Source organism: Streptomyces sp. NPDC006309 (assembly GCF_040613095.1).
Classification (GTDB): Bacteria; Actinomycetota; Actinomycetes; order Streptomycetales; family Streptomycetaceae; genus Streptomyces.
In genome coordinates, this window is the sequence record NZ_JBEXRO010000005.1 from 156,977 (window position 1) to 170,429 (window position 13,453).

At 71.7% G+C, this 13,453-nt stretch carries 8 protein-coding genes and 1 tRNA gene; 3 read left to right on the forward strand and 6 right to left on the reverse strand.

Annotated elements, in window-relative coordinates; translation table 11 throughout:
* Positions 1 to 365: 365 nt before the first annotated feature.
* Entirely contained in the window at positions 366 to 494 is a 129-nt protein-coding gene (locus tag ABZ117_RS09820; protein ID WP_003999697.1) for a DLW-39 family protein, read from the reverse strand.
* 256 nt (positions 495 to 750) lie between these two features.
* Here ABZ117_RS09820 and ABZ117_RS09825 point away from each other — a divergent pair, with 256 nt between their 5' ends.
* Entirely contained in the window at positions 751 to 1,092 is a 342-nt protein-coding gene (locus ABZ117_RS09825) for a DUF6344 domain-containing protein (protein ID WP_356819058.1), read from the forward strand.
* A gap of 289 nt (positions 1,093 to 1,381) precedes the next feature.
* Complete coding sequence (locus tag ABZ117_RS09830) at positions 1,382 to 2,176, forward strand: glycosyltransferase (protein WP_356819060.1); 795 nt, start codon at positions 1,382 to 1,384, stop codon at positions 2,174 to 2,176.
* Here the strand turns inward: ABZ117_RS09830 and ABZ117_RS09835 are convergent.
* A complete protein-coding gene (locus tag ABZ117_RS09835; RefSeq protein ID WP_356819061.1) occupies positions 2,166 to 2,381 on the reverse strand; it encodes a ferredoxin in 216 nt (71 codons plus the stop codon). The two genes, ABZ117_RS09830 and ABZ117_RS09835, sit on opposite strands and share 11 nt — an antisense overlap.
* A 519-nt stretch (positions 2,382 to 2,900) precedes the next feature.
* Here ABZ117_RS09835 and ABZ117_RS09840 point away from each other — a divergent pair.
* Positions 2,901 to 7,181 carry a hypothetical protein gene (locus ABZ117_RS09840; protein WP_356819062.1) on the forward strand — a complete coding sequence of 1,427 codons (4,281 nt, stop codon included), beginning with the start codon at positions 2,901 to 2,903 and terminating at the stop codon, positions 7,179 to 7,181.
* Between the two features lie 205 nt (positions 7,182 to 7,386).
* On the opposite strand, the gene ABZ117_RS09845 is transcribed toward ABZ117_RS09840, so the two are convergent.
* The 4 genes from ABZ117_RS09845 to gyrB all read right to left on the reverse strand — a co-directional run bounded on the left by ABZ117_RS09845 (position 7,387) and on the right by gyrB (position 13,064).
* Positions 7,387 to 7,463, reverse strand: a tRNA-Ile gene (locus ABZ117_RS09845).
* A 111-nt stretch (positions 7,464 to 7,574) separates the two neighbouring features.
* Complete coding sequence (locus ABZ117_RS09850) at positions 7,575 to 8,315, reverse strand: DUF3566 domain-containing protein (protein ID WP_356819064.1); 741 nt, start codon at positions 8,313 to 8,315, stop codon at positions 7,575 to 7,577.
* Between the two features lie 18 nt (positions 8,316 to 8,333).
* Complete coding sequence (gene gyrA / locus ABZ117_RS09855) at positions 8,334 to 10,925, reverse strand: DNA gyrase subunit A (protein ID WP_356819065.1); 2,592 nt, start codon at positions 10,923 to 10,925, stop codon at positions 8,334 to 8,336.
* Between the two features lie 42 nt (positions 10,926 to 10,967).
* On the reverse strand, positions 10,968 to 13,064 hold the full coding sequence (gene gyrB, locus ABZ117_RS09860; RefSeq protein ID WP_356819067.1) for a DNA topoisomerase (ATP-hydrolyzing) subunit B: 2,097 nt from the start codon (positions 13,062 to 13,064) through the stop codon (positions 10,968 to 10,970).
* Between the last annotated feature and the right edge of the window lie 389 nt (positions 13,065 to 13,453).

A 13,453-nucleotide genomic window follows, 5' to 3' on the forward strand; every position in this document is an offset into this window, starting at 1 on the left:
CGTACGCACACCCACGCCCCGCCACCACGCGATCCGCACACGCGCGGGTCGCCACCACGCCGTAGGCCTCGACACTCTGCGCCACCGCGCCGTACGCCCTCGCACGTGCCGCCACCCCCGGTCCTCGGTCCGCGCCCGCCGTCCGGGTCCCATCCTGCCCCGGCCGGCCCTGCGCCGTCCGGGGCATGCGTACGGCCGTCCGAAAAGCCCGCCACCGTCCCCGGGCCCCGCCGGGCCGCCGTACCCCACCCGCCGGCACCCCGCAACACGGGGCAACGCCCGCGTGATGCCGAACCCGGGCCCCGGGAACGCGAAACCCCGACCGCGAAGGCGGCCGGGGTCGGTTCAGCTGGGGTGTGGGGGACTCACGAACCCGTGGGCACGGAGTCAGTCGCCTCCGTCCACAGGTCCTGCTCGGCGCGATCCGCCTGGATCTGCCGGTACACGAGGAGCCCGCCGATGGCGGCCAGTGCGACCAGGAGCAGCTTCTTCACCGCGCGACCTCGTCTTTCCTTGACGTAAGGGACCTCTGGCGCCCGACTATACACACCGACCGATATCGATCGGTGACCTGCGTCGGGGCCTCAACTCCCCGCCTTCGGCAGCACCGAGGTTCTCCGTCCCCGTGCACCCGTCCGGGTGGTGTTCATCGGAACATCGACGCGCCACGGCTGTCGGTCCACCACTTCGCGAACCTCATACACATCATGAGGAAAGTACGCAAATCGCCCAACCCGAAAGTGAGGGGCCATGACCCAGAACAAGGTCATGAAGCTGTGGACCGCCATCGTCACCGCCTTCCTCGCGCTGTGCACGGCGCTCGGACTCGTCACCGCCGGCTCCGCGACCGCCGCCGCGGCCGGACCCCGGACCGAGAGTCCCCGCACCGGCACCGCGCAGCAGTCGGCACCGATGATCCCGGCGACCAGCCACTGGGCCTGGTCCCACGGCAGGGCCCTGCCCCCCACGATGAAGCAGCGGATCCGGGCCGAGGCCCATGGGAAGTCCCCGAGCTGCCGGCACCGCCCCCGCACCGAGACGCAGACGGACACGACGGACAGCGACGACGCGGCGGAGTCCCTCGACTGCTGATCCGGTCCTGCCGCAGTACCGCAACGTCTCGACACCACGGCGACTTGCGTACGCACCAGTCGACACGGAAGACCCCCGGCCGGGAACGGCCGGGGGTCTCGCGCTGTTCCGGCCCCCGCATCGCGGTCGTGCCCGGCCCGTACGTCATGCTTGTACGACCCCGACCCCGACCCCGACCCCGACCCGTCCCCGTCCCCGTCCCCGACCCCGACCCCGCCCCGTCCCCGACCCCGTGCCCCACCCGCGGCCCCGACCCTCACCCGCGGCCCCGGAAGGAGGTGAGTGCCGCGTGAACCGGCGCGTCACCGTTGTCACCGCTGTCCACGGCCCGTCCGCCCGTTTCCTGCCGGACGCCTACGCCTCCCTGTGCGGCCAGCGGCTCCCCGACGGCTGGGAGTGGCAGTGGGTCGTCCAGGAGGACGGCTTCACGGACGAGGTCCGCCCGCACGTCCCGGACGGCGACGCGCGCGTGACCTTCCGTCAGGGACGCCCCGGCGGGCCCGGCGTCGCGCGGACCATCGCGCTGGCGCGCGCCGAGGGAACGTACGTCAAGGTCCTGGACGCCGACGACCGGCTCGCACCGGGCGCGCTCGCCCGCGACCTGGCCGTGCTGGAGGCCGACCCCGCCATCGGGTGGACCACGTCCCGCGTCCTGGACCTGCTGCCCGACGGCTCCACGGCCGGCTTCCCCGGCGACCCGGACGACGGGCCGCTCGAGCGCGGTGCCGTCCTCGACCACTGGCGGCGCAACGGCTTCCGCCCACCGGTCCATCCCGCGACCCTCTGCGTCCGGCGGGAGCTGCTGACCGCCCTGGGCGGCTGGATGGCGCTGCCGGCCTCCGAGGACACCGGCCTGCTGCTGGCGCTGAGCGCGGTGAGCCGCGGCTGGTTCTCGGCGGAGACCGGCCTGCTGTACCGCAAGTGGGAGGGGCAGGTCACGGGTCAGGCGCCGCACGGGGATCCCGTCGAGCGCGCGGACCGCACCGCGGTCGCGGAGGCCAGGGCCCGGGACCTGGCGAATCTGGGCTGGAGCTATCCGCCCGCCGCGCCCGGACCGCCCTCTGCCGCCCCGGCTACGACGTGACGTCCTGCTCCGTGCAGACGATCGCCTGCGAGGGACACCTCTCGGCCGCCTCCCGGACCGTTGCCAGGCTCTGCGGGTCCGCGGCGGCCTGGGCACCACCGGGCCGTACGACGCCGTAGCCGTCCTCGAAGGCGAACACGGCCGGCGCCCGGTGCGCGCACTCGGCCGAGCCGTAGCACAGGGAGCGGTCGACGGAGACCTTCATACGTCCTCCAGCCGTCAGCGGCGATCTCGGTGTCCCCCGGACCCGTCCCTGCCCGGCGGAGCACCCGCCGAACCGCCCCGCACGCATCGGCCCCTGGCTTCGGCACGTCCGCGCACCCTGCCCGCCCGGCACCGGTCCCTCCCCTCGTGGGGACCGGTGCCGAACGGTGCGGGGCTTTCGGCCCGCGCCACGACGGCGTACCGGCGCGGGCCGAAGGAAGGGGAGCCGGGTCAGAAGCGCCGGCGGGTTCTTTCACCCGCCGGTGTCGTCGCCGTTCCCAGTCTGTGGTGGAAGTTGACCGATAACGTTCGGCGCCATGGGCTGCCTTCCCCGGGTGCGGTGCCGTTGGCCTGTCCGGACGGTGTGTGACGGATCCGATACCGGGTTCGGATCCTGCCATCCGATACCGCCCCCGAGGAGGCTCCGGTTGCCACTCCGGCCCTTCCGCCCAGGTCAGGCGTATAAGGTGAGTTTTCCGGTCCGGACGTCCTGGGGTGGGGGGAAGTAAGGGGTGGGACCTTGAGTTCCGACTCAGGGGCACGCACAGCCTTCGCCGAACGCCTCGCGCTGCTGTACCGGGAGGCCGGCAACCCTCCCCTCAAGAGCGTCGCCGAGGCTGTCGTACGACTTCGGCGGGTCGACGAACGCGGCCGTCCCGTACGGGTGTCGGCCCAGCGGATCAGTGACTGGCGCCGGGCCAGGAACGTGCCGGCCCAGTTCGCCGCCCTCGCGGCGGTCCTCCAGATCCTCATCCCGGAAGCGCGTCGGCTGCGCCCCGCACCCGTCTCCACGGGCCTGTACGACCTCGCGCACTGGCAGCGGCTGTGGGAACGCGCGCTCGCCGGCCCGGTCGGTGACGGTCCCGCGCCCGACGCCGAGAAGAACCGGCGGCCACCGGCCCAGGCCCCGCCCGTCGCCGGAGTCGTGTGCCCCTACCGGGGACTGGCCCCCTACCGGCAGGAGGACGCCCGGTGGTTCTTCGGCCGGGAGCGCAGCACGCGGGCGCTCGTGGACCAGTTGCGCGCCGCCGAACGGGAGGGCGGGCTGGTGATGCTGGTCGGCGCCTCGGGAGCCGGTAAATCGTCCCTGCTGAACGCCGGCCTGGTGCCCGCGGTCCGCGCCGGCGCCCTCGGGACGCGTGACGGCGGGACGCACGCCGCCGGGACGCGTGACGGCGGGACCCCGGTGGCCGGCGGAACCGCCACCGCTCCAGGGACCGCGTCCCCGGCCGCTCCCCGGACCAGTGCGGCCACCGCTTCCCGGACGGCTTCAGCCACCGCTTCCGAGAAGCCCCCTTCGGCCGCCGCCACGACCACAACCGCCACCGCCGCTCCCGCGAAGCAGCCCGCGGCCCCCACCGCGTCCGGCACCGGGCCGCCTGCCGCGGGCGCCGAACCGGCCGGTGCCGTCCTCCAGTTCGTCCCGGGCGCCGACCCGCTGGCGGAGCTGGTCCACCGGATCCCCGACCTCGCCCCCGTCGCCGCCGACGCGCGCCGGGCCGAGCAGGAGGCGACGGAGAACCCGGTGGCACCCGGCTCCGACGCCCCGCACCTCACCCGGGCCGTCCGCGAGGCGGTCACGGCCTGGGCGCGCCGCGAGACCCCCGGGGACACCCGGCCGGTCGTCATCGTGGACCAGTTCGAGGAGGCGTTCACCCTCTGCCCCGACGAGGCGGACCGGCGCACCTTCATCCAGCTCCTGCACGCGGCCTGCACCCCGGGTGCCGGGTCCGGCGAGCCGGCGCCCGTTCTCGTCGTCCTCGGCATCCGCGCCGACTTCTACGAGCAGTGCCTCGGCTACCCGGAACTCGCCGACGCGCTCCAGCACCGCCACATGGTGCTCAGCCCCCTGACCAGCGCCGAGCTGCGCGACGCGGTGACCGGTCCGGCCCGGGCCGTGGGTCTGGAGCTGGAGCCGGGGCTCGCCGAGCTGATCGTGCGCGAGGTGAGCGCGGACGGCCCGCGCGGGGCGCACGACGCCGGCGTACTCCCCCTGCTGTCGCACGCCCTGCTGGCCACCTGGCAGCGCCGCAAGGCCGGACGGCTGACGCTGGCCGGTTACCGCGCGGCGGGCGGCATCCAGGGCGCGGTGGCCGGGACAGCCGAGCGCGCCTGGTCCGGCCTGGACCCCGCGGCCCGTACCGCCGCCCGGCTGCTCCTGCTGCGCCTGGTCCGCCTCGGCGAGGACACCCAGGCCACCCGCCGGCGCGGCACCCGGCGGCAGCTGGCGGAGGAGTCCGCGGACCCCGGCAAGACGGAGGAGTCCCTGGAGGCCCTGGTCCAGGCCCGGCTCGTGACGCTGGACGCGGAAACGGTGGAGATCACCCACGAGGCGCTGCTGCACGCCTGGCCCCGGCTGCGGCACTGGATCGACGAGGGCCGCGGCGACCACCTGGTGCGCCAGCGGCTGGAGGAGGACGGCCGGGCCTGGGAGAGCACGGGCCGGGACAGCTCGCTGCTGTACCGGGGGACCCGGCTGGAGAAGACCCGCAACTGGGCCCGGGCGACCGGGGACACCAGTCTGACCCGCAGCGCGGTGGAGTTCCTGGCCGCGTCGGTACGGCTGCACCGGCGCACGGTGTGGCTGAGCCGGGCCGCGGTGGCGGCGCTGGTGGTGCTGGCCGTACTCGCGGCCGGTTCCGCGGTGATCGCCTGGAAGCAGCGCGACGACGCCGTGTTCGAGCAGGTGCTCGCCGAGGCCGACCGGGTCCAGCACACGGACCCGTCCCTGGCCGCCCAGCTCGACCTGGTCGCCCACCAGTTGCGCCCCGGTGACGAGGGCACGTACAGCCGCCTGATCTCGATCGTGAACGCGCCCCTGGCCACCCCCCTGACCGGCCACACCGGCGCCGTCTACCTCACCTCCTTCAGCCCCGACGGCCACACCCTGGCCACCGCCAGCTACGACCGCACCATCCGGCTGTGGAACGTGACCGACCCGCACCGCCCGGTCCCGCTCGGCAAGCCCCTCACCGGGCACACCAGCTGGGTGAGCAGCGCGGTCTTCAGCCCGGACGGGCACACCCTGGCCAGCGCCGGCGACGACGGCACGGTCCGGCTGTGGAACGTGACCGACCCCGCCCACCCGGTCCCGCTCGGCGAGCCGCTCGCCGGGCACGAGGGCACCATCTACCTGGTCGCCTTCAGCCCGGACGGGCACACACTGGCCTCGGCCGGCGAGGACCGCACCGTACGGCTGTGGGACCTGGCCGACCCGCGCCGGCCCACCCCGCTGGCCACGCTGCGCGGCCACAGCGCCGCGGTGCGCTGTGTGACGTTCAGCCCGGACGGGCGGACGCTCGCGACGGGCGGCGACGACGACACGGTCCGGCTGTGGGACGTGACCGCCGCGCGCCGGCCCGAACCGGTCGGGGCACTGCGGGGGCACACGGGCCTGGTGCACACGGTGGCCTTCAGCCCCGGCGGCCACACCCTGGCCAGCGGCAGCGCGGACGACACGGTCCGGCTGTGGAACGTCACCGACCCGGGCCACGCGGCGGCGGCCGGCCCGCCGCTGACCGGCCACACCGGGCCGATCTGGTCCGTCGCGTTCAGCCCCGACGGCGGCCGGCTGGCCGCCGCCAGCGCCGACAGCACGGCGAGCCTGTGGAACGTCAGCGATCCGGCGTCCCCTTCCCAGGTCGGCGAGCCGCTCGCGGGCAGCAGCGGCGAGATGTACGCCCTGGGGTTCAGCCCCGACGGACGGACCCTGGCCACCGGCAGCGGGGACGGCAAGGTGCGCCTGTGGTCCGTCCCCACCTCCGACATGATCGGCCGGAGCGGTGCGTTCCGGCCGGACGGCCGGGTTCTGGCCACGGCCGCCCGGGACGGCCGGCTGCGGCTGTGGAACGTGGCGCGGCCCGGCCGGCCCGTCCCGCTCGGCGAGCCGTTCATGCGGGCCGACGGCGGCCAGCGGTCCCCCGTCTTCTCCCCCGACGGCCGCACCCTCGCCGTCCTCACCGGCGACGAGGCGGTGTACCTGTGGAACGTCACCGACCCCGCCCACCCGGTCCCCGCCGGCCCGCCGCTGCGCCTGCGGACCCGCTTCATGGGACCCGACGCGCTCGCCTACAGCCCGGACGGCCGCACCCTGGCCACCGCCTACGACGACCGCACCATCCGGTTGTGGAACGTCACCGATCCCGCGCACGCGGTACCCCTGGGCAAGCCGCTCACCGGCCACCGGGGCTTCATCGACACCCTGGTCTTCGCGCCCGACAACCGCACACTGGCCAGCGGCAGCGCCGACAGCACGATCCGGCTGTGGAACGTGACCGACCCCGGCCGGCCCGTACCGCTCGGCACCCCGCTCACCGAGCACTCCGGGCCCGTCAACGCCCTCGCCTACAGCCCGGACGGCCACACCCTGGCCAGCGGCAGCGACGACGACACCGTGCGCCTGTGGAACGTCACCGACCCGGCCGCGGCCAGCGCGCGCGGCGCCCGCCTCACCGGCCACACCGAGGCGGTCACCTCACTGACCTTCGGCCCGGACGGCCACATCCTGGCCAGCGGCGGCAACGACAACACGGTCCGCCTGTGGAACGTCTCCGACCCCGCCTCGGCGACCCCGATCGGCCAGTCGATGAGCCCCAACGCCAAGACGGGCAACTTCCTGTCCTTCAGCCCCGCGACCCGGGTCCTCGGCGTCTCCAGCGGCGCCGACACGGTCCGCCTGTGGAGCCTGGACGCCGACGCCGCGATCCGGCACATCTGCTCGGTCACCCGCAACGTCCTGACCGAACACAAATGGCACGAGTACCTCTCGCGCCTCTCCTACGACCCCCCGTGTGGTCGATGATCGGCCAACGTCCCGGGATTCCCCCGGACTTGCCCCCACGGAACCGACAACCTTGTTACCCTTGGCCATAGCCCGATCGCTGGTGCATCCCCCGTCGCCAGCGGTCGGGCGCTCGCGTCCCGGCCCCCTTGTCGTCCTGATCGGCCGGTGTAAGCCGTAGATGACAAGAACCCCCCGACCATGATCGGTCGGGGGGTTCTCGCACTGGTGGGGCTAACAGGATTTGAACCTGTGGCCTCATCCTTATCAGGGATGCGCTCTAACCAACTGAGCTATAGCCCCGCCGCGCTCTGCGGTGTATGTCCCGCGCGCTGACTCCTGAAGATTAGCGCACGACCGCGTCAGTCCCAAAATCGGTTGTCGGGGGCCGTGGGGCCGGACGACCGCGGGCGGTTACTCGTCCTCCGCCAGGGTCAGCTCGACGCCGCCCACGAAGCCCGCGGACAGGTTGTAGATGAACGCGCCGAGCGTCGCGAGCGCGGTGGCCAGGACCACGTCGATGACCGCGATGACCGTCGTGAACATCAGGACGTGGGGGAGGGACAGGAACGCCTGGAGGTCGAAGCCGTTCGCCTCGTTGGAGCCGGTCGCCTCCGAGATCGTGCCGCCGACCGTCGAGAACACGCCCATCGCGTCCATGACCATCCACAGCACCGCCGAGGCGACCACCGTGCAGATGCCGAGCGCGATGGAGAGCAGGAAGCTGACCTTCATCACCGACCACGGATCGGCCTTGGCCACGCGCAGCCGTGCCTTGCGGGTGCGCGGGGTCGTCGTCCGCACACCGGTGCGCGGCTTGCGCGTCGCACCGGCGGGGGTCTGCGCAGGGTAGGCCTGCGGCGGGTGGTACGGCCCGCCGGTCTGCTCCGGATGCCGCTCGCCGGGAAGCGGCGACGCCGGCTGTGCCTCACCGGCCCGGGCCGGGCCTCGGGTGTCCGTCACGGTTCCCCCCTGGGGCTCCTGCTCCGATGTGTGCGCGCCGGAGGCCTCCGGCGCGGAAGCCTTCACCGGCTTCAGGTTCGTCGTGTGCGGGTCGTTGCCGGCCCCCGCACGCGCGGCGGAGCCACGGCCGCCGCCGTCCGTTTCCGTACCCGTGGAGGTACCGGCCGATCCGGCGCCCGTGGCTCCGCTCACGATGACTCTCTCCTCGTGCTACTCGGCCGAGGGCGCCTCGCCCTCGTCCGTGCCGGCCGTCGCGGCACCTTCGGCGGTCTCGTCCACGGCCACGTCGCCGTCGACTTCCTCCGCCTCGCGCCCCGCCTCGGCGTTACGTGCGATACCGACCACGGCATCGCGCTTGCCCAGGTTGATCAGTTGGACGCCCATGGTGTCACGGCCCGTCTCCCTGATCTCGTTGACTCGCGTACGAATCACACCGCCGGAGAGGGTGATGGCGAGGATCTCGTCGTGCTCCTCGACAATCAGCGCGCCGACGAGCGACCCACGGTCCTCCACGATCTTGGCGGCCTTGATGCCGAGGCCACCGCGGCCCTGGACGCGGTACTCGTCGACGGCGGTCCGCTTCGCGTACCCACCGTCGGTGGCAGTGAACACGAACGTACCGGGTCGCACCACATTCATCGAGAGAAGCTCGTCGCCCTCCCGGAAACTCATCCCCTTGACGCCGGAGGTGGCGCGGCCCATCGGGCGCAGGGAATCGTCCGAGGCGGTGAACCGGATCGACTGCGCCTTCCTGCTGACCAGCAGGAGATCGTCGTCGGCCGAGACGAGTTCCGCGCCGATCAGTTCGTCGTCGGTACCGTCCTCGCGCTCCCGCAGGTTGATCGCGATGACACCACCGGAGCGCGGCGAGTCGTAGTCCTTCAGCGACGTCTTCTTCACCAGTCCGGACTTGGTCGCCAGCACCAGGTACGGCGCCGCCTCGTAGTCCCGGATCGCGAGGATCTCGGCGATCGCCTCATCGGGCTGGAAGGCGAGCAGGTTAGCCACGTGCTGCCCGCGCGCGTCCCGGCCGGCCTCCGGCAGCTCGTACGCCTTCGCCCGGTAGACCCGGCCCTTGTTGGTGAAGAACAGCAGCCAGTGGTGGGTGGTGGAGACGAAGAAGTGGTCGACGATGTCGTCCTCCTTCAGCTTCGTCCCGCGCACGCCCTTGCCGCCGCGCTTCTGCGCCCGGTAGTCGTCCGTCTTCGTCCGCTTGACGTAGCCGCCGCGCGAGACGGTGACGACGATGTCCTCCTCGGCGGTCAGGTCCTCGATGGACATGTCGCCCTCGTACGGGATCAGCTTGGTCTGCCGGTCGTCGCCGAACTTCTCGACGATCGCGGCCAGCTCCTGGCTGACGATCCCGCGCTGGCGGACCGGCGAGGCGAGGATCTCGTTGTACTCGCTGATCTTCGCCTGGAGCTCGTCGTGCTCCTGGACGATCTTCTGGCGCTCCAGGGCGGCCAGCCGGCGCAGCTGCATCTCGAGGATGGCGTTGGCCTGGATCTCGTCGATCTCCAGGAGGCCCATCAGGCCGGTGCGCGCCACGTCGACGGTGTCACTGCGCCGGATCAGCGCGATGACCTCGTCGATGGCGTCCAGGGCCTTCAGCAGACCGCGCAGGATGTGCGCCCGCTCCTCGGCCTTGCGCAGCCGGAAGCGGGTCCGGCGGACGATGACCTCGATCTGGTGCGTCACCCAGTGGCGGATGAACGCGTCCAGGGACAGCGTACGCGGCACGCCGTCGACCAGCGCCAGCATGTTGGCGCCGAAGTTGGTCTGGAGGTCGGTGTGCTTGTACAGGTTGTTCAGCACGACCTTGGCGACCGCGTCCCGCTTCAGGACGATCACCAGACGCTGGCCGGTCCGGGACGACGTCTCGTCGCGGACGTCCGCGATGCCACCGATCTTGCCGTCCTTGACCAGGTCGGCGATCTTCTGCGCCAGGTTGTCCGGGTTCGTCTGGTACGGCAGCTCGGTGACCACCAGGCACTGGCGGCCCTGGATCTCCTCGACCTCGACCACCGCGCGCATCGTGATGGAGCCGCGGCCGGTGCGGTACGCCTCCTCGATGCCCTTGCGGCCGACGACGAGCGCGCCGGTCGGGAAGTCCGGGCCCTTGATGCGCTCCATGAGCGCGTCCAGCAGCTCCTCGTGCGAGGCCTCGGGGTGCTCCAGGTACCACTGGGCGCCGGCCGCGACCTCGCGCAGGTTGTGCGGCGGGATGTTGGTCGCCATGCCGACCGCGATGCCGGCCGAGCCGTTGATCAGCAGGTTCGGGAAGCGCGCCGGCAGGACGGTCGGCTCCTTGGAGCGGCCGTCGTAGTTGTCCGTGAAGTCGACGGTCTCCTCGTCGATGTCACGGACCATCTCCATCGACAGCGGCGCCAGCTTGCACTCGGTGTAGCGCATCGCCGCCGCCGGGTCGTTGCCCGGGGAGCCGAAGTTGCCGTTGGAGTCCACCAGCGGCATCCGCATCGACCACGACTGGGCGAGGCGCACCAGTGCGTCGTAGATCGAGGAGTCGCCGTGCGGGTGGTAGTTGCCCATGACGTCGCCGACGACGCGGGCGCACTTGTAGAAGCCGCGCTCGGGGCGGTAGCCGCCGTCGTACATCGCGTACAGCACGCGGCGGTGGACGGGCTTGAGGCCGTCGCGGACGTCGGGCAGCGCGCGGGACACGATGACGGACATCGCGTAGTCGAGGTACGAGCGCTGCATCTCCGTCTCGAGCCCGACGGGCTCGACACGCATCGCGACTTCGCCCTCTTCAGGGGTGACGGGGGTGTTCTCGTCGGCCATTGCTGGTGAAGATCCTTCCTGGTGCGGTCAGCTGAGACCGACTCAGATGTCGAGGAAGCGGACGTCCTTGGCGTTGCGCTGGATGAACGCGCGGCGGGCCTCGACGTCCTCGCCCATCAGGACCGAGAACAGGTCGTCGGCCTGGGCGGCGTCGTCGAGGGTGACCTGGCCGAGGACCCGGTGCTCCTGGTCCATGGTGGTCACGCGCAGCTCCTCGGCGTTCATCTCGCCGAGACCCTTGAAGCGCTGGATCGAGTCCTCGCGGATGCGCTTGCCGCGCTGCCGGCCCATCTCGATCAGGGCGTCGCGCTCGCGGTCGGAGTACGCGTACTCGATGTCGTCCCGGCCCCACTTGATCTTGTACAGCGGGGGACGGGAGAGGTACACGTGCCCGGCCTCGACCAGCGGCCGCATGAAGCGGAACAGGAAGGTGAGCAGCAGGGTGCTGATGTGCTGGCCGTCGACGTCGGCGTCCGCCATCAGGATGATCTTGTGATAGCGGAGCTTCTCGATGTCGAAGTCCTCGTGCACACCCGTGCCGAAGGCCGAGATCAGCGCCTGGATCTCCTGGTTCTGGAGGATCTTGTCGATCCTGGCCTTCTCGACGTTCAGGATCTTGCCGCGGATCGGGAGAATCGCCTGGTACTGCGGGTTGCGGCCGGACTTGGCCGAGCCGCCGGCGGAGTCACCCTCGACGATGAAGATCTCGCACTTGGTCGGGTCGTTGGACTGGCAGTCGGACAGCTTGCCCGGCAGGGACGCCGACTCCAGCAGGCCCTTGCGGCGGGTCAGGTCGCGGGCCTTGCGGGCCGCCACGCGCGCGGTGGCCGCCTGGATGCCCTTGCGGATGATGTCCACGGCCTCGACCGGGTTGCGGTCCAGCCAGTCGTTGAGGTGTTCGTAGACCGCCCTCTGCACGAAGGTCTTGGCCTCCGTGTTGCCCAGCTTGGTCTTCGTCTGGCCCTCGAACTGCGGCTCGCTCAGCTTGACCGAGATGATCGCGGTCAGACCCTCACGGATGTCGTCACCGGTGAGGTTGTCGTCCTTCTCGCGCAGCAGCTTCTTGTCCCGCGCGTACTTGTTGATCAGCGAGGTCAGTGCCGCCCGGAAACCCTCTTCGTGGGTACCGCCCTCGTGGGTGTGGATGATGTTCGCGAAGGAGTACACGCCCTCGCTGTAACCGCTGTTCCACTGCATGGCGACCTCGAGGGACAGGCTCTTGTCCCTGTCCTCGGCCTCCAGGTCGATGATCGTGGGGTGGACCGCCTCCCCCTTGCGGGAGTTCAGGTACTTCACGAAGTCGACGATGCCGCCGTCGTAGTGGTACGTGACGGTCTTGACCTCGGCCTTCTCGTCCGCACCGGCCTCGTCCGCGCCCGTGACGGCCTTCGCCGACTCGCGCTCGTCGGTGAGCTTGATCGTCAGGCCCTTGTTGAGGAACGCCATCTCCTGGAAACGCCGGGACAGCGTCTCGAAGGAGTACTCGGTCGTCTCGAAGATGTCCGCGTCCGCCCAGAAGGTGACCGAGGTGCCGGTCTCCTCCGTCGCCTCGTGCTGGACGAGCGGGGCCGTCGGGACGCCCATCTTGTATTCCTGCGTCCAGCGGTGGCCGTCGGTCTTGACCTCGACGGAGACCTTGGACGACAGGGCGTTCACCACGGAGACACCGACGCCGTGCAGACCACCGGAGACCGCGTAGCCACCGCCGCCGAACTTGCCGCCCGCGTGCAGCACCGTCAGCACGACCTCGAGGGCCGGCTTGCCCTCGGAGGGCACGATGCCCACCGGGATGCCGCGGCCGTTGTCGATGACACGCACACCGCCGTCGGCGAGTACGGTCACGTCGATGGTGTCCGCGTAACCGGCCAGCGCCTCGTCGACCGAGTTGTCGACGACCTCGTACACCAGGTGGTGCAGACCGCGCTCGCCCGTGGAGCCGATGTACATGCCGGGCCGCTTGCGGACCGCGTCCAGCCCTTCGAGCACGGTGATGGCGCTGGCGTCGTAGGAGACCTGGGGGGTGGCCTCGCCGCCCGCGGGGGCCTTGGGGGCCTCGCGGTTCACGCCGGCGTCGGTGGACGGGATGTTCTCGTTGGGGTTGCCGGAATCGGCCACGAAGCGCCCTTTCTGGCACAGCACGAGCCGGGCTCGTCGGCAGGTTGCCGGAGCGGCTGCGGCATGTTGCGTTGGTAAGCCTTGATCAGCGTTGCTCAGCGTTTCCCGGGCGGTCCCCACGTGGGGGCGGGATTGTCTTCCAGTCTACCGGTAGCGCTGACATCGATGGGGGTTTGCCGGTACCTGAGTCCCCATGTGCCGCCCTCAACCGGTCTCCGCCGGGTCCCGATATACGGATGGGGGCTCCAAGGGGCTCACGGCGGCACTCAGCCCCTTGAGCCGTCAACCCTTGGCTACTCCCGGGTCAGATGGCGATCCACACCTGTGTACGGGGGTGATCCGGGCCCGCGCCCGGCGGTGCGAGTGCCTCGCGCGCGCGGCCCGCACGTGAGGTACGTCACCTCGGCGCCGAC